Origin of the sequence: Acidovorax sp. sic0104 (assembly GCF_019219095.1) — a bacterium.
In the GTDB taxonomy this organism is placed as follows: domain Bacteria; phylum Pseudomonadota; class Gammaproteobacteria; order Burkholderiales; family Burkholderiaceae_C; genus Acidovorax.
The window spans coordinates 227,620-253,688 of record NZ_JAHUWH010000005.1 but is presented as its reverse complement, the minus strand read 5'-3'; the positions used below and the strand labels follow the sequence as shown (position 1 = coordinate 253,688).

General features: G+C 67.7%; 19 protein-coding genes. 10 read left to right on the top strand and 9 right to left on the bottom strand.

Annotated elements, in window-relative coordinates:
• Positions 1-10 precede the first annotated feature (10 nt).
• Positions 11-520, bottom strand: coding sequence for a hypothetical protein (locus KW835_RS10875; RefSeq protein ID WP_218382384.1), 510 nt, complete (start codon positions 518-520; stop codon positions 11-13).
• Positions 517-1,026: a peptide deformylase gene (gene def / locus KW835_RS10870; RefSeq protein WP_218382383.1), complete on the bottom strand. Its 510-nt coding sequence runs from the start codon at positions 1,024-1,026 to the stop codon at positions 517-519. The genes KW835_RS10875 and def overlap by 4 nt, the downstream gene beginning before the upstream one ends.
• A gap of 198 nt (positions 1,027-1,224) precedes the next feature.
• Between def and KW835_RS10865 the strand changes: the two genes are divergently transcribed.
• Positions 1,225-2,442 carry a LysM peptidoglycan-binding domain-containing protein gene (locus tag KW835_RS10865; protein ID WP_218382382.1) on the top strand — a complete coding sequence of 406 codons (1,218 nt, stop codon included), beginning with the start codon at positions 1,225-1,227 and terminating at the stop codon, positions 2,440-2,442.
• Between the two features lie 75 nt (positions 2,443-2,517).
• Positions 2,518-3,681: a DNA-processing protein DprA gene (dprA, locus tag KW835_RS10860; protein WP_218382381.1), complete on the top strand. Its 1,164-nt coding sequence runs from the start codon at positions 2,518-2,520 to the stop codon at positions 3,679-3,681.
• 77 nt (positions 3,682-3,758) lie between these two features.
• Here the strand turns inward: dprA and KW835_RS10855 are convergent, their stop codons facing one another.
• From KW835_RS10855 to KW835_RS10835, 5 genes are all read right to left on the bottom strand, one after another.
• The gene (locus KW835_RS10855) at positions 3,759-6,143 is read right to left on the bottom strand and encodes a DUF1631 domain-containing protein (RefSeq protein ID WP_218382380.1); all 2,385 of its coding nucleotides are present in this window, start codon (positions 6,141-6,143) and stop codon (positions 3,759-3,761) included.
• Positions 6,144-6,160: 17 nt separating this feature from the next.
• Positions 6,161-7,111 carry a protein translocase subunit SecF gene (gene secF, locus KW835_RS10850; protein ID WP_218382379.1) on the bottom strand — a complete coding sequence of 317 codons (951 nt, stop codon included), beginning with the start codon at positions 7,109-7,111 and terminating at the stop codon, positions 6,161-6,163.
• Between the two features lie 11 nt (positions 7,112-7,122).
• A complete protein-coding gene (secD, locus tag KW835_RS10845; protein WP_218382378.1) occupies positions 7,123-9,006 on the bottom strand; it encodes a protein translocase subunit SecD in 1,884 nt (627 codons plus the stop codon).
• 155 nt (positions 9,007-9,161) lie between these two features.
• Positions 9,162-9,497, bottom strand: coding sequence for a preprotein translocase subunit YajC (gene yajC / locus KW835_RS10840; protein ID WP_218382377.1), 336 nt, complete (start codon positions 9,495-9,497; stop codon positions 9,162-9,164).
• Positions 9,498-9,798: 301 nt separating this feature from the next.
• Positions 9,799-13,374, bottom strand: a complete 3,576-nt coding sequence (locus KW835_RS10835; RefSeq protein ID WP_218382376.1) for an indolepyruvate ferredoxin oxidoreductase family protein — start codon at positions 13,372-13,374, stop codon at positions 9,799-9,801.
• 191 nt (positions 13,375-13,565) lie between these two features.
• On the opposite strand from KW835_RS10835, the gene KW835_RS10830 reads away from it, so the two are divergent.
• The 6 genes from KW835_RS10830 (at position 13,566) to KW835_RS10805 (ending at position 21,647) form a co-directional block, all read left to right on the top strand.
• Positions 13,566-14,048 carry an Lrp/AsnC family transcriptional regulator gene (locus KW835_RS10830; protein WP_218382375.1) on the top strand — a complete coding sequence of 161 codons (483 nt, stop codon included), beginning with the start codon at positions 13,566-13,568 and terminating at the stop codon, positions 14,046-14,048.
• A gap of 630 nt (positions 14,049-14,678) precedes the next feature.
• Positions 14,679-17,270, top strand: a complete 2,592-nt coding sequence (locus KW835_RS10825) for a DUF2339 domain-containing protein (RefSeq protein WP_370633614.1) — start codon at positions 14,679-14,681, stop codon at positions 17,268-17,270.
• The gene (locus tag KW835_RS10820; RefSeq protein WP_218382373.1) at positions 17,267-18,769 is read left to right on the top strand and encodes a DUF3999 domain-containing protein; all 1,503 of its coding nucleotides are present in this window, start codon (positions 17,267-17,269) and stop codon (positions 18,767-18,769) included. The genes KW835_RS10825 and KW835_RS10820 overlap by 4 nt, the downstream gene beginning before the upstream one ends.
• A 150-nt stretch (positions 18,770-18,919) precedes the next feature.
• Positions 18,920-20,692 carry an MFS transporter gene (locus KW835_RS10815; protein WP_218382372.1) on the top strand — a complete coding sequence of 591 codons (1,773 nt, stop codon included), beginning with the start codon at positions 18,920-18,922 and terminating at the stop codon, positions 20,690-20,692.
• Between the two features lie 137 nt (positions 20,693-20,829).
• The gene (locus tag KW835_RS10810; protein ID WP_218382371.1) at positions 20,830-21,156 is read left to right on the top strand and encodes a hypothetical protein; all 327 of its coding nucleotides are present in this window, start codon (positions 20,830-20,832) and stop codon (positions 21,154-21,156) included.
• Between the two features lie 164 nt (positions 21,157-21,320).
• A complete protein-coding gene (locus KW835_RS10805) occupies positions 21,321-21,647 on the top strand; it encodes a hypothetical protein (RefSeq protein ID WP_255593455.1) in 327 nt (108 codons plus the stop codon).
• Positions 21,648-21,749: 102 nt separating this feature from the next.
• Here KW835_RS10805 and KW835_RS10800 read toward each other — a convergent pair whose 3' ends face one another.
• Positions 21,750-23,729 carry a DUF2868 domain-containing protein gene (locus KW835_RS10800; RefSeq protein WP_218382370.1) on the bottom strand — a complete coding sequence of 660 codons (1,980 nt, stop codon included), beginning with the start codon at positions 23,727-23,729 and terminating at the stop codon, positions 21,750-21,752.
• A gap of 63 nt (positions 23,730-23,792) precedes the next feature.
• The gene (locus KW835_RS10795) at positions 23,793-25,016 is read right to left on the bottom strand and encodes a murein transglycosylase A (RefSeq protein WP_218382369.1); all 1,224 of its coding nucleotides are present in this window, start codon (positions 25,014-25,016) and stop codon (positions 23,793-23,795) included.
• Between KW835_RS10795 and KW835_RS10790 the strand changes: the two genes are divergently transcribed.
• Both KW835_RS10790 and KW835_RS10785 read left to right on the top strand, forming a co-directional pair.
• Positions 24,949-25,161 carry a hypothetical protein gene (locus KW835_RS10790; protein WP_218382368.1) on the top strand — a complete coding sequence of 71 codons (213 nt, stop codon included), beginning with the start codon at positions 24,949-24,951 and terminating at the stop codon, positions 25,159-25,161. The genes KW835_RS10795 and KW835_RS10790 overlap by 68 nt on opposite strands.
• A gap of 213 nt (positions 25,162-25,374) precedes the next feature.
• Positions 25,375-26,025, top strand: a complete 651-nt coding sequence (locus tag KW835_RS10785; RefSeq protein WP_218382367.1) for an OmpA family protein — start codon at positions 25,375-25,377, stop codon at positions 26,023-26,025.
• The last annotated feature ends 44 nt before the right edge of the window (positions 26,026-26,069 follow it).

Here is a 26,069-nt window from a genome sequence, read left to right as displayed (position 1 = left end):
GCAGCAGCCATCAGTCGCGCGCGTTGTCGAAATTGGGCAGCTCGTCGGTGAACATCACCATCCGCACCACGCCCTGGCGGTCCAGGTGGACGTGGGCCAGGCGCAGGTCGGAGTTCTGCCGGAAGCGGTAGGTCCAGATGTCCCCATCGAAGCGGGCTACCCGCTCCACACGCAAGGGCGGGCCGAAGGTGCCTTGCACATCGGAGGCTGTCCAGGTGCCGACGGGAATGGTCTCGAAGCCCGTCTGCGTGAGCACCTGCCTGTTGCTCACCAATTGGCCCGATGCGTTGAAATCCAGGTTGTAGGCGGCAGATCCTGCGGGAAGCTCTGAATAGAGCAGCCGTTCTCCCGATGGCAGGGCCACCACTGCGGTCGGCGGGCCCTGGCGGCCGATCACCTCCTCACGCATCGCACCGGGTTTTTCACTGGCCACCAGCGCACAGCCCGCAAGCTGAGCCGCCAGCGCGGCCAGCGCCAGCACTCCGCCGCCCCGCAAGGCGCGAAGCGCTGAGCCCGTCACTCGCGAGCCCCTCGCTGCTGCTTGACCATCTTGGTCTTGATGCGGTTGCGCTTGAGCGGCGACAGGTATTCCACGAACACCTTGCCCATGAGGTGGTCCATCTCATGCTGAATGCACACGGCCAGCAGGCCATCGGCCTCGATGACGCGCGACTGGCCTTGCGCGTCCAGGGCGCGAACATGGACCGCGTCGAAGCGCTCCACGCCGTCGTAGATGCCAGGCACCGACAGGCAGCCCTCATCGTTGACGTGCTTTTCGGCGCTGGTCCAGACAATCTCGGGGTTGATCAGCACCATGGGCTGGTCGCGCCCCTCGGACACGTCGATCACCACCAGTCGCTCGTGCGCATCGACCTGGGTGGCTGCCAGGCCGATGCCCTGCGCGTCGTACATGGTCGCCAGCATGTCGGACACGAGCGTGCGGATGCGGTCGTCGACCGCTTCGACGGGGCGGGCGACCTTGTGGAGCCGGGGGTCCGGGTAACAGAGAATGGGAAGGATTGCCATGGATGCACGTAAGAGATGTCGCTATTTTCGCCACTTTTGCAGTCCGGTGCGGTGTTGCAAGCCAATAATCGTTGCCGAATCAAGGGCTTGAGCAGAGAATCTAAAAAGGTTTGTAACTTAGTTGCCTGGTTGTTCGCATGGCGCGAAAGCCAAGGCGCCAGTGAGGGGGCGTTCACAATGCATGAGAAAAGGAACAACATGACGGCATTCACCAGCGTGCGGCGGACCGCCCTAGGCGCACTCACCATCGTCGCTGGCGCTGTTCTGATGGCCTTGCCGGCTCAGGCGCAGAACTACCCCATTTCCGGCGAGCAGCGTGCCACCGCGCAGGCCGTGGCCGAGCGCGGCATTCCCCTGGCGGAGCTGGCGCCCAACGCACCTGATACTTACGTCGTCAAGCGTGGCGATACTCTGTGGGGCATCTCGGGCATGTACCTCAAGCGCCCTTGGCGCTGGCCCGAGCTGTGGGGCATGAATCTCAAGGCGATCCCCAACCCGCACCTTATCTTTCCTGGCCAGACGTTGTATCTGGAAAAAGACGGCGCCTATGCCCGCCTGAGCACGACGCCACCCGGTGCGCAGGTATCCGACACCCAGACGGTGCGCGTCTCGCCCCGCACCCGCACCGACAGTTTGGCCGACACGGCCCTGCCCACCCTCAAGCCCCATCTGATCGAGCCGTTCCTGGTGGAGCCTCTCATCGTCGATGCGCAGGAATTGCAGCGCGCGCCGCGGGTCATCGCCACGACCGACGACCGCGTGCTGATGGCCAGCGGAGACCGAGCCTATGTGCGTGGCGATGCCGCCTCGCCGGTGCGCGCCGAGCGGGGCGAGCCACGCCAGTTCCGCGTCTTCCGGGACGCGGTGCCTCTCAAGGATCCGGTGACCGGCGTCATCCTGGGCTATGAAGCCCAATACCTGGGCAAGGCTGAGCTCGTGAGCGGCGAGTCCTATGAGGAAACCCCGAACGGCAAGGGCGGTTTTGTCTCCGAGTACGTGCCGGCCACGGTCGATTTGTCTGCCACCAAGGAAGAAATCCGCGCTGGAGACCGCCTGTTGCCAGCGCCCGAGCGGACCTTCACCAGCTACACCCCTCGCGCGCCTCAGATAGAGGTCGACGCACGGGTGGTTTCCATTTACGGCAGCTTCTCCGCGGCCTATGCAGGCCAGAACCAGGTCGTTGCCATCAACCTGGGCACCGAGGACGGCATCGAGGCCGGCCATGTGCTGAGCCTCATGACCCGGGGTGAGCGTATTCGGGACAAGACCAACGGAGGAAACACGGTGGTCAAGTTGCCCAGCGAGAACAATGGTACGGCCATGGTGTTCCGCACCTTTGATCGCGTCTCTTACGCGCTCCTGCTGGAAATCAAGGGCGGAGTGCGCGTGGGCGACCGCCTCGTCAATCCGCGCTGACCGATCACGGCGGCGCAAGCTGCGCACTCGGTCTGCTGGGTGCGGCGGAGTGCGCTGCCTGCAACTTATCCGTCCATGGACCGCGAAGAACTCGGCGCGTGGTTGCGCCTGACCTTGAGCCAGGGCATCGGCAATTCGACGGCGCGCAGCCTGCTGGCGCGGTTTGGCTTGCCGCAGGCTATCTTCGAGCAGACCGAGGCGGCTCTACGGCTGCATGTGACTGCAGCCCAGGCGCGGGCTCTCTGCGCGGTGCCCGACAACTGGTCCACTCTGCAGGAGGCGACTTGGCGCTGGCTGCAGGACGCCGACCCACAAGGCCCCGCGCGTGCCGTCGTCACCTTGGGCGACGCCCGCTATCCGCAGGCCTTGCTGCAGACTGAAGATCCCCCGCTTCTCATGTACCTGATGGGGCCAGCCTCGCTGCTGGCGCAAAGCCCGTTTCCGTCGGGGCGCTGCATCGCAGTGGTCGGAAGCCGCAACCCGACTGCGCAAGGCGCAGAAAACGCGCGGCTGTTCTCCCGGGCGCTCCATGGCGCGGGGTTGACCATCGTTTCGGGGCTGGCGTTGGGTGTGGATGCCGCAGCGCACGAAGGCGCGCTGGATGCGGCGCTCGGCCTGCCGGCTGCCGCGGCCACCATTGCGGTGGTGGGCACGGGACTCGACCGCGTCTATCCGCGCAGGAATCTGGATCTGGCCCACCGCATCGCATCGCAGGGCTTGCTGGTGAGCGAGTACCCGCTGGGCACCCCCCCGCTGCCCGCCAATTTCCCCAAGCGCAACCGCATCATCTCCGGCGTGTCCCAGGGCACCCTGGTCGTGGAGGCTGCGCTGGCATCCGGTTCGCTCATCACGGCGCGGATGGCTGTGGAGCAGGGGCGTGAAGTGTTTGCGATCCCCGGCTCCATCCACGCACCTCAATCGCGTGGGTGCCACGCCCTCATCCGCCAGGGCGCCAAGCTGGTGGAGTCTGCCCAGGATGTGCTGGAGGAGCTGCGTTTTCCAGCACTGGCGCCACCCGAGCCGGAAATCACCCATTGTGTTGACGATGCTGCACAAGCCCCTGAGGCCGATACGCCGCTGCTTCAGGCGTTGGGCTTTGACCCCATCAGTGCGGATGCCCTGGTGGCCCGGACAGGGATGACGGCCGCGCTGCTGCAGGTGGAGCTCCTGGAGCTTGAACTCGACGGCCGGGTGGCACGTCTGCCGGGGGGACTGTTTCAGCGTCTGGCTGCCGCCTGATCATTGGCGGGGTCAGCGCTCGTGGGCGGTGGCTGAGCGGAAAATCCTGGCCGGGTCAAGGGCTGAAGGCTGCGGCCTCAACCCAGCAGCCGCTCCGGATTCGCGTCGAGCTTGGCCAGTGCATCCCGCGTGGCGCGTACGGTCAGGCCTTCTTCGTCCTGCGCCACGAGCAGGCCTGCCTGCAGATAGGCAGCCAGGCGGCGCAGCTGAATCAGGTAGCTGCTGCCATCGACCGCAGCGAAAAGGTGCAGCTGCTTGCGCTGGCTCTGCCACACGTACTGCACCTGCGCCGACGCGCCGTTGTGGTCCAGCGTGTACCAGGTCCCGGGCTGCAGCTCCTGGGCCCAGGCCACCATGTTGTCGTCGACCGGGGCGCCGTTGTCGGCCACTACGTGGATGGACGAGGCGTCGATACCGAGCATCATCTCGATGTTGTCCGCGTTGAGCGGCATTTCGCCGAGTGTTGCGTCGCCGATGAAGTCCTCGAGGTTGGAGAGCCGCTTGGCCATGGCGTCGATGTGCGCCTGGGGGATGGAAGCGGTCTTGGACAGGAAGGCGTCGGCCAGGGTGTCGGTCAGTGTCTTGATCTGCGCATCCTGCGCCGTGCCGTTCACGCCCAGGATCTCCAGGCCCTGCCGCAGGCGCTGCAGCAGGCCCGGCAGGTTCTGAATGACCTGCGCCCGGTCCGCGCGGTGGGGCTTGGCGCTGGCCGCCCACACCAGGTCGGCAGCGGTGCGTTTGAAGGCGATGGTGTCCTCGTGCTGGGGGCCGTCGCGCACGGCGGACAGGGCCAGCACCTCGGCCCAGGTCTTGAACAGGAACTCGCGGATCTCGTCGCGCACCGGCATGTCCTTGAGCATGGTGCGCAGCTCGATGGTGTACTGGATGGCCAGCGTTTCCTTCTGCTCGACCTGCTGGGCGACGCTCACCAGGCGGGACGTCGCCTGCTTTTCGGTCAGGAACTTGGAGAGAAATTTCTCGAACTCGTCGTAGACCAGCTGGAAAACCCGGCGACCGGTCTCGGGGTACTGCTCGATCACCTGCACCACGCGGCGGATCTCCGCCTCCAGCGCGCTGCCATTGATGCTGGTGGCATCGAAGCCCATCACGCAGGCGCCCATGCGGTCAATGAGCTGGCGCGCGGGGTGGGTCAGGTTGCTGAAGAATTCCGGCTCGGCCAGCGCCACGCGCAGCACCGGCACCTGCAGCCGTGCGAACCACACGCGCACCGCAGGCGGGATGCGGTCTTCGGCAAGGATGCTCTGGAACATCAGGGCCACCACCTCGATGATGGCCTTCTCGCCGGGGGTCGCGGCCTTTTTCTTGAGCTCCGTGGAGCGTTCTCGCACGGCCCCGGCCACTTGCACCATGCCGGCGGGGCTGTAGTCTTCCATGAGTGTGGCCACGCCACTGTAGTAGGTGTCAGCCTGCACGCGGTGGGCCGTGAGGGCATGGGCCAGCGCCGCCGAGGCCGGAGGCGCATTCACCATGTCGAAGCCGGTTGCGGGCTGCGTGAGCAGCCGCCGTAGTTGGCCCATCACACCCTGCGCGCGCTGGCGGGCCCGCGCCAGCGGCGTCATGCCGGTGGCGAATGCGGTGGGCATGCCGTGGTGCTGTGGGTAGCCGGGGGGCTGCGGCATGCGGGTGGGGTATGAGCCCATGGGCGGGCGGCCGGGCGGCGCCGACAGGCCACCATGGACTCCTGCTGCCGCCGCCATGGCGTCGCGCGTCTGGGCCAGCGCCTGGGACGCCAGGCCGCCAGCTCCGGAATCGCTGCCCGGACCGCCGACGCCGCCGCTGGCCGTGCGGCGCACGCGGGACCTCAGGTCCGCCTGGGGAGTGACACCCTGCTCCACATAGAAGACATTGACCGCCTGGTACTGCTTTTGAAGCAGGTTGGCAATTTCGCGCTGCAGCGGGTCCACCACGACCTGCAGATCTGTGCGCGGCAGGCCCGCTTCGATCCATTGCTCCACCAGCAGCAGGCACACGGTGTCGGGCCGCAGGATGTCGGTGTTGTCCAGTTCCTGGCTCTCCAGGGATTGCGTGCGCTGACGCAAGGTATCGAACTGGGGCCCCACCTGCTCATTGACGGTCAGCGCCATGCGCGAGGCGAGGATCTTGTTCTCGACCACATCGTCGCTGAGCAACTCGAACTGATTGCCCAGTCCCCCGCTGGGGGCCAGCTGACCACGGTTGGTGCTGGTGTGCGGCGCCAGGGCTTCGCGCCACACCTTGGCCGTCCGGTCGATCCAGACCGCGTTGCGCTGCTGGTACAGCATCCAGGTGTCGCGGTGCGCCTGCATCTGCCGGGCGGTGCCGGTCTGGGTGATCAGCGTGGTGAGAAAGTCAAGGATGACCTTGTCCAGCTCAGGAAGCCCGCCGCAGATGCCTTCAACGAACCGTTGGCGCGCCTGCCGGGCCAGGCGGCGCTGCGGAACGGACGACGGTGTAGGCTGCATGAGCGGATATTAGCGGGTCAGACTGTGGCTCCGGCATGGGGATCGTTCGGATCCTCATCCTTTTTTGCAGGTTTGATCAGGTCTTCGCGCTTCACGCCCAGCCACATGGCGATGGCCGCTGCCACGAACACGGAAGAGTAGATGCCGAACAGGATGCCAATGGTCAGCGCCAGCGCAAAGTAGTGCAGGCTGGGGCCGCCGAAGAAGAACATCGACAGCACCATCGCTTCGGTCGAGGCGTGGGTGATGATCGTGCGGCTCATCGTGCTCGTGATGGCGTGGTCGATGACCTCGTGGGTGGTCATCTTGCGGTACTTGCGGAAGGCCTCGCGGATCCGGTCGAAGATCACGACCGACTCGTTGACCGAGTAGCCCAGCACGGCCAGCACGCCGGCCAGCACGGCGAGCGAGAACTCCCACTGGAAGAACGCGAAGAAGCCCAGGATGATCACCACGTCGTGCAGGTTGGCGATGATGGCCGCCACGCCGAACTTCCACTCGAAGCGGAAGGCCAGGTAGATCACGATGCCCACCACCACCATGGCCAGCGCCATGAGGCCGCCGTGCACCAGCTCCTCGCCCACCTGCGGGCCGACGAACTCGGTGCGCCGCAGCGTGACCTCGGGGTCTGCGGCCTTGAGGGCGCCCAGGACCTGCTCGCTCTGCTGTGCGGACGTCACGCCCTTTTGCACGGGCAGACGGATCATCACGTCGCGCGCGGTGCCGAAGTTCTGCACCTGCACTTCGGAATAACCCAGCCCCGCCACGGTCTCGCGCACCTTGGCGAGTTCGGCTGGCTGGCTGTAGGCCACTTCCATGACCGTGCCGCCGGTGAACTCCACCGAGAGGTGCAGCCCGCGCGTGAGCAGGAAGAACACGGCCAGCGCGAAGGTGAGGAAGGAGATCGCGTTGAAGATCAACGCGTGCTTCATGAAAGGGATGTCTTTTCGGATGCGGAAGAATTCCATGTCTTCCTCCTTTAGTTCGTCTTGGCCACAGCGGTGTCAGGTTCAGGCTTCCACACCTGGCCGATCGACACGCTCTTGAGCTTCTTCTGGCGGCCGTACCACAGGTTCACCAGGCCGCGCGAGAAGAACACGGCCGAGAACATGCTGGTCAGAATGCCGATGCAGTGCACCACGGCAAAGCCGCGCACCGGGCCGGAGCCGAAGGCCAGCAAGGCCAGGCCCGCGATCAGCGTGGTCACGTTCGAGTCCAGGATGGTGGCCCAGGCGCGCTCGTAGCCCGCGTGGATGGCCGCCTGGGGCGAGACGCCCGCGCGCAGTTCCTCGCGGATGCGCTCGTTGATCAGCACGTTGGAGTCGATCGCAACGCCCAGCGCCAGCGCCATGGCGGCAATGCCGGGCAGCGTGAGCGTGGCCTGCAGCATGGACAGGATGGACAGCAGCAACAGCACGTTCACGGCCAGTGCGACGGTCGAGAACACGCCGAACAGCGCGTAGTAGATGCACATGAAGACGGCGATCGCCACCATGCCCCAGACTACGCTCTTGATCCCGCGCTCGATGTTGTCGGCGCCCAGGCTCGGGCCGATGGTGTATTCCTCGATGATTTCCATCGGGGCGGCCAGCGAGCCGGCACGCAGCAGCAGCGCGGTGTCGTTGGCTTCGGCCGTGGTCATGCGGCCGGAGATCTGCACCCGGCCGCCGCCGATTTCGCTGCGGATCACGGGGGCCGTGACCACTTCGCCCTTGCCCTTTTCGAACAGCACGATGGCCATGCGCTTGCCCACGTTTTCGCGCGTGATGTCCTTGAAGATGCGCGAGCCCTTGGCGTCCAGCGTGAGGTTCACGGTGGGCTCCTGGGTCTGGCCGTCAAAGCCGGGCTGGGCGTCGGTGAGGTTCTCGCCGGTCAGCACGACCTGCTTCTTCACGATGATGGCCTGGCCGCTGCGCTCCAGGTAGCGCTCGGAGCCGAACGGCACCGGGCCGCGGCCGGTTTCTGCGGCGCGGGCCTCGGTGCCCTCGTCCACCATGCGCACTTCCAGCGTGGCGGTGCGGCCCAGGATGTCCTTGGCCTTGGCGGTGTCCTGCACGCCGGGCAGTTGCACCACGATGCGGTCCAGGCCCTGCTGCTGGATCACCGGCTCGGCCACGCCCAGCTCGTTGATCCGGTTGTGCAGCGTGACCATGTTCTGTTTGAGCGCCTGCTCCTGCACCTTGCGCGTGGCTTCGGGCTTGATGGCGGCGCGCAGCTTGAACTCGCTGCCGTCAGGGGTGCTGGTGACCTGCAGGTCGGTGAACTGGTCCGTGATCAGGTTGCGCGTGGCCGTGAGCGTGGCCTCGTCGCGCACCCGGATGTCGATGTTCTGGCCGTCGCGGCTGATGCCGCCGTGGCGGATGTTCTTGTCGCGCAGCGCGGTGCGGATATCACCGGCGTACGACTCTGCCTTCTTGGTCAGCGCCGCCTGCATGTCCACCTGCAGCATGAAGTGCACGCCGCCGCGCAAGTCCAGGCCGAGGTACATCGGGTTGGCGTGCAGGGCCTTGAGCCACAGCGGCGAGCGGGACACCAGGTTCAGCGCCACGATGTAGGACGGGTCGGCAGCGTCGGGCACCAGGGCCTTCTGCAGGGCGTCCTTGGCCTTGAGCTGGTTGTCCGGCGTATCGAAGCGAGCACGCACCGAGTTGCCTTCCAGCGCCACGAAATCGGGCGTCACGCCAGCGGCCTTCAAGGCCTCTTCCACCCGCTGTTGCACGGCGGCGTCCACCTTGATGGTGGCCTTGGCCGACGAGACCTGCACCGCAGGCGCCTCGCCAAAGAAATTGGGCAGGGTATACAGGGCCCCCACCAGCAGCACGATCACCAGGATCGCGTACTTCCAGACCGGATAACGGTTCATGATCGCGCTCTACTTCAGTTGTCCATGGCGCATGGCGCCAGCCCCCTGCCAGGGATGCCGTGGAACTGGCTCTGCCAGGCCACCGGCATCGTCTCCCTTCCGCGCTACGTGCGAAAGAAGGGAGAAGCGGCGCAGCCGCTCAGGGGGATGATCATTTACTTGACGGAACCCTTGGGCAGGACTTGCACCACGGCACTGCGCTGCAGTTGCACTTCCACGCCATTGGCGATCTCGATGTGCAGGAAGCCTTCGGACAGGCGCGTGACCTTGCCGACGATGCCGCCGGCCGTGGCCACTTCATCGCCCTTGGCGATGGCGTCGATCATGGCGCGGTGTTCCTTCTGGCGCTTCATCTGGGGCCGGATCATCACGAAGTACAGGACCACGAACATCAGCACCAGGGGCAGCATGCTCGTCAGCGAGGACATCATGCCGCCGCCGCCAGCGGCTGCGGCGGGTGCGGTCTGGGCAAAAGCGGAAGAAATAAACACGGGTGGAACTCCACAACGGATGGTCGAAATACACAAAAACCGCCATCGGCCGGCACCCAGGGTGCCCGCCAAGGCGGAACAGGACATTGTATGCGGCCCCCCGCCCGCGCCCCAAGGGCGAAGACCCAAGCTGGCGGCGGGTGTTTGCTGCCGCGGGTGCGGCCGGCGGCGGGGCTGCAAAACTGCGCATCAAAAAGGCCGCTGGCGCTTGATGGCAAAGCGCCGACAGCTCTCTTATTCATAGCAAAAGGCCCGCGCACTGCGCGGGCCTTCATGACAGGTGATGGCGGCGGGGCCGACTTCAAGCCGCCTGGCGCTGCGTGCTTGCGGCGGGGGCGCCACGCCACTGGGCCATCAGTCCGTCCCACTTGGGGCGTGCCGTTTTAAGGTGGCGCTCCTTCACGTGGCCGTAGCCGCGGATCTCTTCGGGGATGCGGGCGATCTCCACGGCCAGGGCCAGATTGTCGGCGGTCAGGCCTGCCAGCAGCTCGTCGATGCAGGCGCGGTATTCCACGATCAGGGCGCGCTCCATGCGGCGCTCCTCGGTCTTGCCGAACATGTCGAATGCCGTGCCGCGCAGGCCCTTCATCTTGGCCAGCACGCCGAACGCGCTGCGCATCCAGGGGCCGAACGGCTGCTTGACCAGCTCGCCCTTGTCGTTCTTCTTGGCCGTGAGCGGCGGCGCCAGGTGGTGCACCAGCTTGTAGTCGCCTTCGAACATGCCAGCGATCTTGTCCGTGAAGGCCTTGTCGGTGTGCAGGCGCGCGACCTCGTACTCGTCCTTGTACGCCATGAGCTTGAACAGGTAGCGGGCCACGGCCTCGCTCAGGCGCGTGCCGGTGTCCAGGCGCGATTCCGCGGCTTTGACCTTTTCAACAAACGCGTGGTAGTCGGCCGCGTAGGCCGCGTTCTGGTAGCCGGTGAGGAAGTCCACGCGCTTGGCGACCATTTCGGCCAGCGACGGCTTCTTGACGAACTGGATCACCTGCGCGGCCTGGAAGAGTGCCTGCACCGACGCCAGGTCGTGCGCGCAGCGGCGGCCCCATTCGAAGGCGGCCTTGTTGTTGTCCACCTGCACGCCGTTCAACTCCATCGCACGCATCAGCGACGCGTAGGTCAGCGGCACGCGGCCCTTTTGCCAGGCGTAGCCCAGCATCAGCGGGTTGGTGTAGATGCTGTCGCCCAAGAGCTGCGTGGCCACCTGCTCGGCATCGAAGCTGCCCACGCCGCCGGCCCCCACGGCCGCCGCGATGGCGCTGTCGCAGTTGGCGCCCGGGAATTGCCAGTTCGGGTTGGTCACGAACGCCGCCGTGGGCGTGCCGTGCGTGTTCAGCGCCACGAAGGTGCGGCCGGGCTGCATCACCGCCAGCGTGTACTTGTGCGCCGCCACGATGGAATCGCAGCCGATCACCAGGTCCGCCTTGGCGGTGTCGACCTTGGTGGTGTAGATGGCCTCGGGCCGGTTGGCGATCTGGATGTGGCTCCAGGTGGCGCCGCCCTTCTGGGCCAGGCCACCGGCGTCCTGGGTGATGACGCCCTTGCCGTCCAGGTGCGCCGCCATGCCCAGCAGCGAGCCGATGGTGATCACCCCCGTGCCGCCCACGCCGCCGACCACGATGCCCCAGGCGGCCTCTGCCACCGGCAGCACCGGCTCAGGGATGGCGGGCAGCGCCGACAGATCGCCCTTCTTGTCCTTCTTGGGCTTCTTGAGCTTGCCGCCTTCCACCGTGACGAAGCTCGGGCAGAAGCCGTTCACGCACGAGTAGTCCTTGTTGCAGGTGCTCTGGTTGATGCGGCGCTTGCGGCCGAATTCCGTCTCCACCGGCTCTACGGAGAGGCAGTTGGACTTGGTCGAGCAGTCGCCGCAGCCCTCGCACACCAGGTCGTTGATGACCACGGTCTTGTCGGGCGTGGCCAGGGTGCCGCGCTTCCTGCGGCGGCGCTTCTCCGTCGCGCAGGTCTGGTCGTAGATGATGACCGTGCAGCCCTTGATCTCGCGGAACTGGCGCTGCAGGGTGTCGAGCTCGTCGCGGTGGTGCACCGTCACGCCCTCGGCCAGTGCCACGCCATCGTACTTGTGGGGCTCGTCGGTCACGATGATGAGCTTGGCCACGCCCTCGGACTTCAGGCTGTTCATGATCTGCAGCACCGAGTGGCCTTCGGGCCGCTCGCCCACCTGCTGGCCGCCGGTCATGGCCACGGCGTCGTTGTAGAGCACCTTGTAGGTGATGTTGGTGCCTGCGGCAATCGACTGGCGGATGGCCAGCAGCCCGCTGTGGAAGTAGGTACCGTCGCCCAGGTTGGCGAACACATGCTGGTCGGTGGTGAACGGCGCCTGGCCCACCCAGGTCACGCCCTCGCCACCCATCTGCGTGAAGGTGGACGTGTTGCGGTCGGGCATCCAGTTGGCCATGTAGTGGCAGCCGATGCCGGCCACGGCGCGCGAGCCCTCGGGCACGCGGGTGCTGGTGTTGTGCGGGCAGCCGCTGCAGAACCAGGGGGCGCGCTCGCCCGTGTCCACCTTCAGCTCGGCCATGCCGCGCTCGCTGGCCTCGATGACGGCGATGCGGGCATCCATGCGGGCGATGATGTCGCCGGAGACGCCCAGCTTCTTCAGGCGCTTGGCGATCGCCTTGGCGATGATGGCGGGGGTCAGGTCGGCCTTGGCGCGCAGCAGCCAGTTCTGGCTGGGGTTGGGCATGGACCATTCGCCGCCCGTCGCATCGCCCTCGGGCTCGTCGAACTTGCCCAGCACGTGGGGGCGCACGTCGGCGCGCCAGTTGTAGAGCTCTTCTTTCAACTGGTACTCGATGACCTGGCGCTTTTCCTCCACCACCAGGATCTCCTGCAGGCCCTGCGCAAAGTCGCGCGTGATGGTCGCTTCAAGCGGCCACACCACGTTGACCTTGTGCACGCGGATACCGAGCTGGCGGCAGGTGTCGTCGTCCAGGCCCAGGTCCACCAGGGCCTGGCGCGTATCGTTGTAGGCCTTGCCGCTGGCGATGATGCCGAAGCGGTCGTTTTGGCCTTCAATGACGTTGTAGTTGAGCTTGTTGGCGCGGATGTACGCCAGGGCCGCGTACCACTTGTAGTCCATGAGGCGCGCTTCCTGCTCCAGCGGCGCATCGGGCCAGCGGATGTGCAGGCCGCCGGGCGGCATCGCGAAGTCCTCGGGCATCACGATCTTCACGCGGTCGGGGTCAATGTTGATGCTGCTGGAGGATTCGACCACCTCCTGGATGGTCTTCATGCCCGACCACACGCCCGAAAAACGGCTCATGGCGAACGCGTGCAGGCCCATGTCCAAAATCTCTTGCACGCTGCTCGGAAAGAACACCGGCGTGCCGCAGGCCTTGAAGATGTGGTCGCTCTGGTGCGCAGCCGTGCTGCTCTTGCTGATATGGTCGTCGCCCGCGATGGCGATCACGCCGCCGTGTTTGGCCGTGCCGGCCATGTTGGCGTGCTTGAACACGTCCGAGCAGCGGTCCACACCGGGGCCCTTGCCGTACCAGATGCCGAAGACACCGTCGAACTTCTTGCTTTGCGGGTACAGGTCGAGCTGCTGCGTGCCCCAGACCGCCGTCGCGCCCAGCTCCTCGTTCACGCCCGGCTGAAAGACGATGTTGTTGGCCGCCAGATGCTTCTTGGCGGCCCAGAGCGCCTGGTCGTAGGTGCCCAGTGGCGAGCCCCGGTAGCCGCTGATGAAGCCGGCGGTGTTCAGCCCGGCGGCGGCGTCGCGCTGGCGCTGCAGCATGGGCAGGCGCACCAGGGCCTGCACTCCGCTCATGAACGCCCTCCCACTGCCTAAGGAATATTTGTCGTCGAGCGTGACGGTCTCTAGGGCCTTGCGGATGTGCTCGGGCAGTGGGGCGTTCATATGGCTATGTCTCCAATGGCTTTTTGTGGGGCCGCGCCTTGTGGGCCCGGTGGGGGCGGAGCCTGTCCGCCCGTTTAGGGCAGCGACTCCAGTCTGCAGGGAAGTGTATGTCTCTGCCGCTGATATGTCTTTGCGTTTTGTGCCGCGTTTAGGCTATTCTGAGAAAGGATCTTTCTCGCCAAAGGCCATTTGTGAACACTCTCGACAAATTCGACATCGCCATCCTGAACGAGTTGCAGGCTGACGCCCGCCTGACGAACGCCGAGCTGGCCCAGCGCGTGGGCCTGTCGGCCGCGCCGTGCTGGCGGCGCGTGCGGGCGCTGGAGGAAGAAGGTTTCATCAAGGGCTACCGTGCCGAGATCGACCGGCACAAGATCGGCCTGGGCGTGCTGGCCTTCGTGCGGCTGGACGCCGACCGCAGCACGGGCAACCTCACGCGCAAGATGGAGGAAGCCATCCGCCAGATACCGGAGGTCGTGTCCTGCCACTACATCAGCGGCACGGGCACCTTCGAGCTGCAGGTCGTCGCGCGCGACCTGGACAGCTTTTCGCAGTTCGCGCGCGACGTGCTGCTCAACCTGCCCAACGTGAAGGACATGCACACCAGCTTCTCGCTGGGTGAGGTCAAGGCCAGCAGCGCGTTGCCGTTGGCGCACCTGGTGCGTGCCAAGTAGAGATAGCTACTGGTTTGATAGCTATCGACGCCCGCTGCATAAGCGTTAGAGGCCGCTGGGGCTTGCAATCTGTGCCGCCGAAGCTGCCCTGCGACGTAACAAGGCGTTAGCGCATGGCCCAATCGCATGGTGTGCTGTATAAGCCTGCGGAGCCTTGACGGGCTGCCCAGTCGCCGGGTGGGGCGGGCGGTGTGGGTCCACAAATATGACGGCTTCTTTCGAGCAGGCATGCCGCCTGCCGGCGGGAGCCCCAATGAGGGAGCGGGCAGCATGATCATCTGGGGCATCTTTTGGGGCGCGGTGCTGGGCTCCTGGTTTGGCGGCTACGGAGACTTTGGTCCCTTCCTGGGCGGCGTCCTGGGTTTCTTCGCGGGCCTGTCGCTGCGTTTTGCGGTGCGCTCTGCCATCCGCAGCGAAATACAGGCGCATGCCGCGAAGGCCGGTGCCAAGCCCGCGCCGCCAGCCCGCGTGCAAGACGAGACACCGCCCGCCCCCCTGGCGGCGCAGCCCACTGGGCCGGAGCCCGTGCTTGCGCGGGTGCCGGCGCAGGCCTCTGCGGCCCCCGCTCAGAGCGTGGCGCCGCTGGATGCCGACGATGCGGACTGGGCTAGCGAACTCACGCCCCAAGGCTTGCCGACTGTCCGCGCCCCGTCCCCCGCGCCCCGCAGCCCGGCGCCAACCAGCGAGCCCAGCGCACCCAGCCCGGTCGAACTCGCCTTGCTCGCCGCCAGGAACTGGCTGCTCGGCGGCAACACCATCGTGCGCGTGGGTCTGGTGATCCTGTTCATCGGCCTGTCCTTCCTCGCGCGGTATGCGGCGTCTGCCGGACTCTTCCCGGTCGAGTTCCGCCTGGCAGCGATTGCGGGCGTGGCCATTGCGCTGCTGGTGGTGGGTTTCCGCAAGCGCACCGACAAGCCCGCCTTTGCGCTTGCCCTGCAGGGCGGCGGCGTGGCGGTCATGTACCTCACCGTGTTTGCGGCCTTCCGGCTCTACGGGCTGCTGCAGCCGATGCCGGCCTTCGGCCTGATGATCGTGGTCTGCGCGACGAGCTGCGTGCTGGCGCTGCTGCAGGACTCGCGCTCGCTTGCGGTGGCGGCGTTCGCCGGTGGCTTTGCGGCGCCCATCCTGCTGTCCACGGGGCAGGGCAGCCACGTCGGCCTGTTCAGTTACTACACCCTGCTCAACCTGGCGATTCTGTTCATCGCCTACCAGCGCTCCTGGCGCGTGCTGAATGTGGTGGGTTTTGTCGCGACCTTCGGCGTGGCGTCGGCCTGGGGGGTGCTCAGGTATGTGCCCGACCAATACGCCAGCACCCAGCCCTTTCTTGCGGTGTTCGTGCTGATCTATCTCTTCACTGCCATCCTCTACGCACGCAACACGCCCGCCAGGCTGGGCAACGCGGTGGACAGCATGCTGGTCTTCGGCACGCCACTGGTGGGCTTTGGCCTGCAGGCGGGCTTGGTGCAGCCCTTCGAGCTGGGCGCCGCCTTCTCGGCGCTGGCCTTTGCGGCGCTGTATTTGCTGGCCGCCATGGTGCTGGTGCGCCGTGCGCTCGCGAACTACCGCCTGCTCATCGAATGCTTCATCGCCATTGGTGTGGGCTTTGCCACGCTGGCCGTGCCGCTGGCGCTGGACGCGCAATGGACGTCGGCGGTGTGGGCGCTCGAGGGCGCTGGCGCCTTCTGGGTCGGCATGCGCCAGGCCCGCTGGATGCCGCGTGCCTTCGGCATCGTGCTGCAGGGTGTTGCGATGCTGGCCTTCATGGACGGCGTCTCCAGCGTCGCGCGCCTGCCGCTGGTCAACCCAGCCTTTCTGGGTGCCTTGCTGATCGCGCTGCCAGCGCTGCTGCTGGCCTGGTGGCTGCGCAAGCCGCTGCCGCACAGCGGCTCGGCCTGGGCGCGGGGCTATGCGGGTGTGGAAGCGCGGCTGTCCAGCCCCGCCTACCTCTACGGCTTTGCCTTCTGGTGCCTGGCCTGGCTGCTCGAGATCACACGGCGCGTGCCCGGCCTGGAGGCGGGACAGTGGCCCGTGCCGGTGTTCTCGGAACGCGTGACCGAACTGCTGGCCATGGTAGCCGTTGTGCTCAGCGCCGCGCTGTCGATGGTGCTGGGACTTCGCACGCGCTGGGCCGTGGCCACCTGGCCGGCGCGCGGCACCATCGCCGTGCTGGCGCTGGGATTTGTCGCACAGGTGGGCGACGGCTACCGCGTGCTGGCCACGCCCGCCTGGGCCGTGTGGCCCGTGGCGCTGGGGCTGCATGTGTGGATGCTGCGGCAGACCGATCGCCTGCAGGCGGCGGCCGGTGGGGACGGCAAACCCGCAGCGCGCATGTTGCCCTTCGGCTGGTTCCACGCCGCCACGGCGTGGCTGGTGACCTTCCTGCTGGCCGACTGCCTGTGGTCTGGCATCGGCAAGGCCGAGCTGTGGCGTACCTCGTGGGCCGGCGTGGTGCTGCTGGTCAGCGCGATTGCGGTGCTGATGCTGCTGGCGCTGTGGGCCGGCCGTGGCAACCGGCCCGCTGCGCGCGCGGCGCTGCCCTGGCCGTTGAATCCGCATGCCGAGGCCTACTACTGGCTGGCGGCCCTGCCCCTGGCGGTACTGGTGTTCTGGGGCGCCTTGCTCGCGGCCGTGCATTCGTCGGGGCACACCGCACCGCTGCCCTACATCCCGCTGCTCAACCCGACCGACCTCACGCTGGCGCTGGCGCTGGGCGGCCTGGTGTTCTGGCGGCGTGTGCTGCTGGCGGCGCTACCGCAGCCAGCCCGCGCGGGCTGGGTGACGGGCCGCAATGCGCTGGCGGCGCTGGCCTTGCTGGCGTTCGTGGCGATCAACACCGTGTGGCTGCGCGTGGCGCACCACTTCTTCGGCGTGCGCTGGGATGCCTCCGCGCTGTTCGACAGCTTTGTCGTGCAGACCGGCTACGCCATCCTGTGGACTGTGCTGGCCCTCAGCATGATGGTGCTGGCGCACCGCAAGGTGCAAAGGCCGCTGTGGCTGGTGGGTGCAGGCCTGCTGGGCGTGGTGGTGCTCAAGTTGCTGCTGATCGACTTGTCCAACGCGGGCGGCGCCGAACGCATCATCGCCTTCATCGCGGTGGGCGTGTTGATGCTGGTGGTGGGCTACTTTGCGCCGCTGCCGCCCAAGGCGGCCCCCCGCGCAGCGCCTGGCGCCCCGCCGGCGGTGCCCCCGGCAGCCCCGGCCGAGCAGGAGATGCCCTCATGAAGCCAGTTCCTTCGATAAACCTGCCGCTGGCCATCGGCACGGCGCTGGCCGCTGCTGCCTTGTTGCTGCCCGTCGGCGCGGCCCGGGCTGCGGCCGATGCCAACAGCCCTGCGGCCTACGGCATCCGCATCCCCGTCACGCTGGCGGCAGACGCGCCGCTGCAGCGCGTTCTGCTGCCCGCCGAGGTGCTGGTGCGCCTGCAAAGCCCGGGTTATGCAGACGTGCGCCTCTTCAACGGCGCCGGGCAGCCCGTGCCCATGGCGCTGGCCGGCGTGGCCGCAGCCCGCGCACCGGAAGACACGGTGGTGTTGCCGGCGTATCCCATCGTGGCCCCTGCCGGTGCTGCGGGGTCGGCCGGGCTGGACGGCCTGTCGCTGCGCATCGAAGAGCACCAGGGCCGACGCGTGGTGCAGGTCGACACGTCCGGCGCAGCGGGCGCGGCAGCCAGCACAGCCGGCACCCCCACCGTCCGGGGCGCGCTGATCGATGCGCGCAGCGTGCATCGGCCCGTGGCCCGCATGGTGCTGGATGCCGACCTGCCCGCCGGCCAGCCCGTGACCTTCACCGTCCAGGCCAGCCGGGACCTGAAGTCCTGGCGGCCATTGGCCGAGACCGTGCTGTACCGCGCCGACGCTGTCGCCACGGGCACGCCGACGCCGGCCCGCCTGGGCAACGAGCAGATCGACCTGCAGCGCGCCGACCTGAAAGACCACTACCTGCGCGTGACCTGGGGCGACGCTGCGGTGACCCTGCGTGGCGCCACGCTGGCCACCGCGCGCGGCACGGGCCCTCGGGAACGCGTCAGCGCCAGCATGGCGGCGCCCACGCCGGGCAACCCGCGTGAGCTGACCTTTGCCCTGCCATTTGCCACGCCGTTGGCCGCGCTCCAGATCACGCCGCAAGGCAGCAACGTGCTGGTGCCCGTGCGCGTGCTGGGCCGCAACCACCGCGAGCAGCCCTGGTCGCACCTGGCCAGCGCCGTGGTCTACAGGATGGCGCTGGGGGGCAAGGAGCAGAGCAGCGGCCCTGTGGAACTCGGTGGCGTCTCGGTGCGCGAGGTCAAGATCGAAGCCGATGCGAAGACGCCCGGCTTTACCGCCGCGCCCGAGGTCACTCTGCAGTTCGAGCCGGCGCAACTGGTGTTCCTGGCCAGCGGACAGGGGCCATTCACCCTGGCAGCCGGCTTGCCCGGTGCCACGGCGGCTGTCGGCGCGTTTCTGCCCCTGGCGAGCCTGGTGCCGGGCTACCAGAGCGCGCAGGAAAACACCCTTCCTCTGGCCGTGGCGGAAGTAAGCCGGGCGGACATAGCCGGCGGAACAGTGGCGGGTGGGCCGTTGGTGGCCGCCACGGCTGCCGCAGAAGGCATCTCCACGCGCAGCTGGGTGCTGTGGGGTGTGCTGCTGGCAGGCGTAGGCGCATTGGCGTGCATGGCCTGGCTGCTGCTGCGCCAGACAAAAACAGCCGGCGAGGCCCCGGCTTCGCCGCCGGACGCGGCGTGAAGCGGCATCAAGCCCCCCGGGCCGCCTGACAACCAAAGGAGCAGAGGACCAGAGGGCGCCCAAAAGGAGGGGCCGTGTGGCGCAGGCAAACGGTTGGCTATTCGGTGCGGGCCCACCACGGCCGCTCCAACCGTCGCACAATGCGGGCACATGCCACCTTTGCCGCCCCACGAAAGCACGCGCAGCACCGCGCCCCCCCCCTCCCCTGACGAGAATCCGGTGCCTGATGCTGCGATGCAGCACCAACCCGCCGAGAGTGCCGACGCCGCGGCAGACCGTGCGGCCCGTGCGCAAGGCACCGAAGAGTCCGTCGCCGCCCAGCTCGAGCAGGGGGCTGCGGCCCAGCTGAACCAGGCCGCCTCGCTGTCGCCCCTGGCGCCGCTGTCGGTCCCGGTGTTCCGCATGCTGTGGCTCACCTGGGTGGCGGCCAACACCTGCATGTGGATGAACGACGTGGCGGCCGCCTGGCTCATGACCACGCTCACCACGTCGCCCATCCTGGTCGCGCTGGTGCAGTCGGCGTCTACCTTGCCCGTGTTCCTGCTGGGCCTGCCCAGCGGCGCGCTCGCCGACATCCTGGACCGGCGGCGCTACTTCATCGCCACGCAGTTCTGGGTGGCCGCCGTGGCCCTGGTGCTGTGCGTGTTCATCATGGCTGGCGGCATGACGGCGCCGCTGCTGCTGGTGCTCACGTTCGCCAACGGCATTGGCCTGGCGATGCGCTGGCCGGTGTTCGCCGCCATCGTGCCCGAGCTGGTCAGCCGCCCGCAGCTGCCCGCCGCGCTGGCGCTCAACGGCGTGGCGATGAACGCGTCGCGCATCATCGGCCCGCTGCTGGCCGGCGCCATCATTGCGAGCGCTGGCAGCGCCTGGGTGTTCGTGCTCAACGCCGTGCTGTCGGTCATTTCGGGGCTGGTCATCATGCGCTGGAAGCGCACCCATGTGCCCAGCCCGCTGGGCCGCGAAAAACTGCCCAGCGCCATGCGCGTGGGCCTGCAGTTCGTGCGGCAATCGCCGCGCATGCGTGCCGTGCTGTGGCGCATCTCCATCTTCTTCTTGCACGCCACCGCATTGCTGGCCTTGCTGCCGCTGCTGGCGCGGGGCCTGGAGGGCGGCGGCGCCGGCACCTTCACACTCCTGCTGGCCAGCATGGGCGCGGGCGCCATCGTGGCGGCGATGTTCCTGCCCCGGCTGCGCCAGGCCATGGCGCGCGATGTGCTGGTGATCCGCGGCACGGCGCTGCAGGCCGCCGCGACGGGCGTGATGGCCGTCGCGCCCAACGTGTACGTCGCCGTGCCCGCGATGGTCGTGGCCGGCATGGCGTGGATCACCACGGCCAATTCATTGAGCGTATCGGCCCAGCTCGCGCTGCCCAACTGGGTGCGCGCGCGCGGCATGTCGATCTACCAGATGGCGATCATGGGCTCCACCGCCCTGGGCGCGGCCGTGTGGGGCCAGGTGGCCACGGTCAGCGATGTGCATGTGAGCCTGGGTATCGCAGCAGGCACCGGCGTGGTGGCCATGCTGCTGGTGCAGCGCCTGGTGGCCGACCGCAGCATGGAGGAGGACCTGAGCCCCTCGCGGGCCTTCAAGGCGCCGGTGGCCGATGCACCCCCTGGGGCCGGGCATGTGGTTGTCACCATCGAGTATTTCATCGACCCCGCCCGCGCCGCCGAATTCCGCGCCGTGATGCAGGAAAGCCGCAGAAGCCGCCTGCGCCAGGGCGCTCTGGCCTGGCAGCTGTTGCACGACATCGGCCAGCCCGCGCGGTATGTGGAGCGCATCGAGGACGAGTCCTGGACGGAGCACCTGCGCCGCTTCGACCGCGTGACGGCGTCCGATGTGGCTCTGCGCGACCGCAAGCTCGCGTTCCATGTGGGCGACGCTCCACCGCGCGTGACACGGTGGGCGGTGGAGCCATAGCCAAATTCTGAAAATGGAGCTTGTCTTGGTTGATGGAGGGACGAGGTGAGTAGGGCGAAGTCCAGACTGCCACCAATCAATCCTATTTCCGCGCCATCGCGTTGGACAAAATCCGACTATCTCGCCGGTTGATTTGAATGTTAATTCTCGATATTGTTTTGTTTGGGATGTTTTTGCTAGGCTGTTTTGGATTTTGGCGTGCTGGAAGGCTCTTCAAACGGCTGGAAGGGAATTTTCTCAAGAATAATTATGGAATCGCCGACGCTTCCAAGGCAGATGCGGCATCTGAATTTCTGGCATGGCTGTTTGTTGTTTGCAGCCTCTGGCTATGTATCTGGGCCGCGATTATATGGGTGTTCGACATAAAATTCAGTCTGTGGTCTGGCATATTCCTAGTAATGGCTGCTGTGCACCACGTAGCGAGCCAAAGGGTCAGGGAAAAATATGGAGATAAGAGTCTGTGATTTATCTTGAAATGGTAATCAATCCCCTTAAAATCATTTTCTCTATTAGGACGAAGCTTCTCACGCGTCTACTTTTTCTCTGCCTCACTGCCGCCGCGCCTGGTATCCACGCTGCCGATGCCGGCCTGCTGGGCTGCTGGCGTGCCACCAGGATCGTGCTGCACATGCAAGATGGCACTGAGGCCGAAGACACCTCGGGCCGCTGCACCCTGCAGTTCAAGCAGACCCAGTTCGAATCGACCTGCAAGACGGCCACCGGCACGGCCACCACTGCATACCGGTACCAGGTCGTGCGGCCGCAGGTGTACGCGGCCACGATGGCGAGCAGCACGTTCAAGACGGAAATGATCGGCTCCACGCGCGAGTACGAATACCGCATCGACGGCGATCAGCTGCGCACCGTGAGCGTTCCTCCGGCCAAGCCGCCAGAGCCCCCGGCGGTGGCGGCCCCTCGGGTGGAAACCGAGGCGGCCAGGACGCCATGCCCCTGAATCTGATGCGCTTCCATTTTGATAGCTGCACGCGCTTGACCAGCAGGCGCTAGAGGCCAGAAAAGCCCAGAAGGCCCGAAAGACCCGAAAGGCTTCGATTCTTCAGGCGGCCTTGCCCGGTGGGGCTTCGGCGGCTGCGTCCGTGCCCCCGTTGGCGAAGCTGCGGCGCAAGATGCCGGTCAGCATGGTGTGGAGCAGCGCCTGGACCGCGTCGTCGCCCCGCCCCTCGTGCTGGAGTGCGCAGGCTAGCGCATCGCCGTGTGCAGCCACCGTGCCGGTGACCTCGGCGCGCCAGCGCTCGGCCAGCCTTGCCGCATCGGCGGGCGGTACACGCGCCACGTGGGCGATGACGAGGTAGTGTGTGCAGGCCGCCTCGGCGGCATGGCGCAGCACCTCGTCCTTGTCGTCCTTCTTCTGCAGGGACTTCAGCACCCAGGCGGTGGTGCCGCCCAGCAGTGCGCCCAGGGCCGTGCCCGCGCCCAGGGTCAGGCCGCCCGTGCCCACATCGATCAACGCACCGGCCTTGGCGCCGGCCGCCGCGCCCGCTGCGGCGCCTGCAGACGTGCCCACGGCCAGCGCCGTGGTGCTGGCACGGCGCGGCGCTGGCAGTGCCGCGTGGCCTTGCAGGGACGGGGGCTCGTCCCCTGCAGTGGATGCGGGCGGCTGGCCGTGCAGCGCGCGCAGTGTGGCGTCGAGCGCCTGTACTTGCCGGGCGTAGTGGTTGTGCTGTGCGGGGGCGTCACCAGCGCCCGGGTGCGCGCAGGCGTGCAGGTGGCGGGCCAGCGCTTGCAGCGATTGGCGAAAGCGCAGCTCGTTGCGCTCCACCCAGGCTGCGCGCAGGCGGCCCAGGGCGTGTTGCTGCGCGGGCAGCGCGGCGGCCAGCCGGTCAAAGAGTGCGGGCTCCAGCACCCAACTGGCGCCAAAGTCTTCCCACGGCAGTGCCAGCAGGGGCGCGCCCTGCCATGCGGGCGGTAGGGCGTCGGTGGTCCACGCCAGCACGGCGTCCACCGGCTGGCGGACATCGCCGAACTGCAGGCGGTCGCCCTGCGGAGTTTGCACCGCGGCGTTTTGCAGCACCTCGGCGAACGGCCCGTGCAGGCCGATCAGCAGGTCGCCCGGCAGGGCGGCGCGCAGCGCATCGAACGCTGCATCGCTGGGGTCGATGCGGGCTTGCCAGCGGCACTCGCGCCAGCGCGTCCAGGCTGCCAGCGCCAGGCGCGGCACCACCACCACCAGCGCCAGCAGGCCCACGTACATCCACACCCAGCGGCTGCCGCCTGCGCCCTCGCCGGCAAAGTTCTGCGTGGCCGCGATCTCCTGCAGCGTGAAGGGAGCCGTGCCGAACAGTACAGCCAGCGGCCAGAACAGCACCGACACGATGGCATGCACCTGCGCGGCATCGAGGAAAGTGCTCTCCCATCCGAACTGGTAGCGCACCACCAGACCGCGCAGCAGCAGCGACAGGGCAATGCCCGCGCCCCAGGCCGCCGCGCACAGGTGCAGGACGCGCGCCGCGCGCTGCACCTGCAGGTCGGCCGTGTGGGCCCACCACCGTGCATGGAAGTCCGCCACGATGCGCGCCGCCAGCCCGCGCCCCCGGCCCGTGCCCAGGCGGCGGTGGAGGTGCCGCAGGCCCTGCAGCAACGCAAGCCGCGAGGCGGGCGGCCGCCAGGCGCGCCAGGCCATCAGCAGATACACGCACAGGTTCCAGGCCAGCACTGTCAACAGCGGTGGCGACAGCAGGTCCACCCGGTGGGCGTTGGCGATGCGGTCGATGGCCAGGCCCATCGCCAGGGCCAGCAGCGGCAGGCCGCGCGCCAGCCAGCGCCAGGCTGCGCCGGGCTCGTGCAGGGCGGAGACGGTGGTGTCCCTGCCGCTGGCGCGCAGGGCGACGGTGTCGGCACGCTCCAGCACCACATCGCCCGCACCCACGCGGGGCACGCCGCGCTGGCGGGCGGTAGCCACGGCCGTGCGCGTGGCCTCGTCCCAGTCTGCCTGGCTGACCAAGGTGCGCCCGCCATCCACCTGCTCGATGGATTGGGCGAGCAGCACGGTGCGTAGCTGGGGCAGGGTCAGGCGCATGGATGCTCCTGTTTCAATAGCTGCTGGCGCTTGTTAGGCAAGCGGTAGAGGCGGTTTTGACCATTATCTGGGCCACAGCGCCCACAGCCGCAGGTTCTGCTTCAAGCGCCCGGCAATGTCCCCGGCCTCCGGGCCCCAGCCCGTGAAGAAGTCGGCCCGCACCGCGCCCAGGATGGCGCTGCCGGTGTCCTGCGCCATCACCATGCGGTTGAGCTGGACCTGCGGCCCGCTGGAGGCCAGCCACACCGGCGTTCCGTACGGAATGCTCTGGCGGTCCACGGCGATGGAGCGGCCGGGCGTGAGCGGCACGCCCTGCGCGCCGCGCGGGCCGAAGCCGGCGTCCAGCGGGTTGAGCGGCTCCTCGCGGAAGAACACGTAGCGCGGGTTGGTCCACATCAGCTCGTTGGTGCGCTGCGGATTGGCGGCGAGCCAGGCGCGGATGCCGGGCCAGGTGGCATCGCGCGTGTAGCCCTGGTCCAGCAGCCAGCGGCCGATGCTCTGGTAGGGGTGGTCGTTGGTGCCCGCATAGGCCACGCGCACCAGCGACACCGAGCCGTCGGCTTCTGTGATGCGCAGGCGGCCCGAGCCCTGGATGTGCAGCACCATCGACTCGACCGGATCGCGCAGCCAGGCAATGGCCCGGCCGGCCAGCGCGGCCTGCGCTTCGGGCAGGGACTCGATCTGCTGGCGCGAGTACCAGGGTTTGCGGGCGCCCAGCCCGGCCGGCACGCGGTAGATGGGCACCGTGAAGCCGTTGCCCGGCTGGCGGGCGCCATCCATCATCGGCTCGTAGTAGGCCGTGAGCAGGCCGTCGGGGTTGCCGTCGGTCGCCTCCACACGGTAGGGCTGCAGCCGGGCGATGAGCCATGCGCGCTGCTCTTCGGCGGTGGCGATGCTCAGCTGGCGCACTTCGCTGCACAGCGCCGTGAAGGGCGGCGCGGGGCGCTCGCAGCTCTTGATCCAGGCGTTCCAGGCCTCGTGCAGCGCGTCTTCGGTAAAGCCCGGCAGCTCCGCCCAGCGTACCGGCACCCAGCGACTCTTGGGCTGCGACATCGGCGGGGGCAGAGGCCCGTTGTCGCCGGGCAGCACCACCGTGCTGGGGGGCAAGGGTGCAGGGAAGGCCGGGGTGCGGGAGGGGCTTGCGGGCGGGGGGCTGGAGCAGGCGGCCAGCGTTCCTACAATCAGCGCCGTCCATACAAAGCGCAGGAGTGTCAATTTCATGGGGCTGATTTTGCTTGAAGCGTTGCTGGCTCTCGTGCTGCTGGTGGCCATCGTCTGGTGGACCATGTTTTCCGGCCGCAAGGGCGGCGAGCTCCAGCCGTCCGATCAGGCGGCGCCTGCCCCCAATGAACCCGATGCACCGCCACCTGCGGCACCGGGGGCATCCGTGACACCTCCTGCGCCCTCCTCCAAGCCGCCGGGCGCTGCCTGACTGCCCGCGCGCTGCCGGCCAGCACCGCTGTGGCTCCCGTCGGCACGGTCCTACAGACATGGGGCCGCTGGGCCGATGGTTCCCGGGTCCGTGCCCCGCGACCATGGCGGTGAGCTGGGCGCTACCCATGCTGCAGCCATAGCCAGGCTGCACCGGTGAACGGAACTCCCGCAGTGCCCAGCACCTTCTGACCCACATTCAAGGAGCACACACATGCGCAGAAACATCCTCTGGGGCGCCACAGCCGCCGTCGTCATCCTCGCCACCGGGTGCGCCAGCATGGACGACACCCAGCGCCGCACCGCCACGGGGGCGGGGGTTGGCGCACTGGCTGGCGCAGTGATCGGTTCGGCCACGGGCGGCAGTGCGGGCACCGGCGCCGTGGTGGGCGCGGGCGTGGGAGCCCTGGGCACCTACATCTGGTCCCAGAACATGGAGCGCCAAAAGCGCGAGATGGAGCAGGCCACGCGCGGCACGGGCATTGCCGTCACGCAGACGGCTGACAACCAGCTCATGCTCAACATCCCCAGCGACATCTCGTTCGCCGTGGGCCGCTCGGACATCCAGCCGAACTTCGCGCCCGTGCTCGACCAGTTCGCGGCCGGGCTGCGCAACAACCCCTATGCCGATGTGCGCATCGTCGGCCACACGGACAACACTGGCAGTGATGCCATCAACAACCCGCTGTCGGTCGACCGTGCCGCCAGCACCCGCAGCTACCTGACCGCCAGGGGCGTGGATGGCCGACGCATCGCCATCGATGGCATGGGCGAGCGCTATCCGATAGCCACCAACGAGTCGGCCGACGGCCGGGCACGCAACCGCCGCGTCGAAATTTTTGTGGGTGAGCGCCCACGGGGCTGACGCCGTGCGCCGCCGGCTCGCTGTGCCAATGCCGCAGTGCGGTT

Bases quoted from the DNA above. Each gene is read 5' to 3' on its own strand.
- def (WP_218382383.1), bottom strand. From the start codon at position 1,026: ATGGCAATCCTTCCCATTCTCTGTTACCCGGACCCCCGGCTCCACAAG.
- KW835_RS10865 (WP_218382382.1), top strand. From the start codon at position 1,225: ATGACGGCATTCACCAGCGTGCGGCGGACCGCCCTAGGCGCACTCACC.
- dprA (WP_218382381.1), top strand. From the start codon at position 2,518: ATGGACCGCGAAGAACTCGGCGCGTGGTTGCGCCTGACCTTGAGCCAG.
- KW835_RS10855 (WP_218382380.1), bottom strand. From the start codon at position 6,143: ATGCAGCCTACACCGTCGTCCGTTCCGCAGCGCCGCCTGGCCCGGCAG.
- secF (WP_218382379.1), bottom strand. From the start codon at position 7,111: ATGGAATTCTTCCGCATCCGAAAAGACATCCCTTTCATGAAGCACGCG.
- secD (WP_218382378.1), bottom strand. From the start codon at position 9,006: ATGAACCGTTATCCGGTCTGGAAGTACGCGATCCTGGTGATCGTGCTG.
- KW835_RS10835 (WP_218382376.1), bottom strand. From the start codon at position 13,374: ATGAACGCCCCACTGCCCGAGCACATCCGCAAGGCCCTAGAGACCGTC.
- KW835_RS10820 (WP_218382373.1), top strand. From the start codon at position 17,267: ATGAAGCCAGTTCCTTCGATAAACCTGCCGCTGGCCATCGGCACGGCG.
- KW835_RS10815 (WP_218382372.1), top strand. From the start codon at position 18,920: ATGCCACCTTTGCCGCCCCACGAAAGCACGCGCAGCACCGCGCCCCCC.
- KW835_RS10810 (WP_218382371.1), top strand. From the start codon at position 20,830: ATGTTAATTCTCGATATTGTTTTGTTTGGGATGTTTTTGCTAGGCTGT.
- KW835_RS10805 (WP_255593455.1), top strand. From the start codon at position 21,321: ATGCAAGATGGCACTGAGGCCGAAGACACCTCGGGCCGCTGCACCCTG.
- KW835_RS10800 (WP_218382370.1), bottom strand. From the start codon at position 23,729: ATGCGCCTGACCCTGCCCCAGCTACGCACCGTGCTGCTCGCCCAATCC.
- KW835_RS10790 (WP_218382368.1), top strand. From the start codon at position 24,949: ATGGGGCTGATTTTGCTTGAAGCGTTGCTGGCTCTCGTGCTGCTGGTG.
- KW835_RS10795 (WP_218382369.1), bottom strand. From the start codon at position 25,016: ATGGTCCACCAGACGATGGCCACCAGCAGCACGAGAGCCAGCAACGCT.
- KW835_RS10785 (WP_218382367.1), top strand. From the start codon at position 25,375: ATGCGCAGAAACATCCTCTGGGGCGCCACAGCCGCCGTCGTCATCCTC.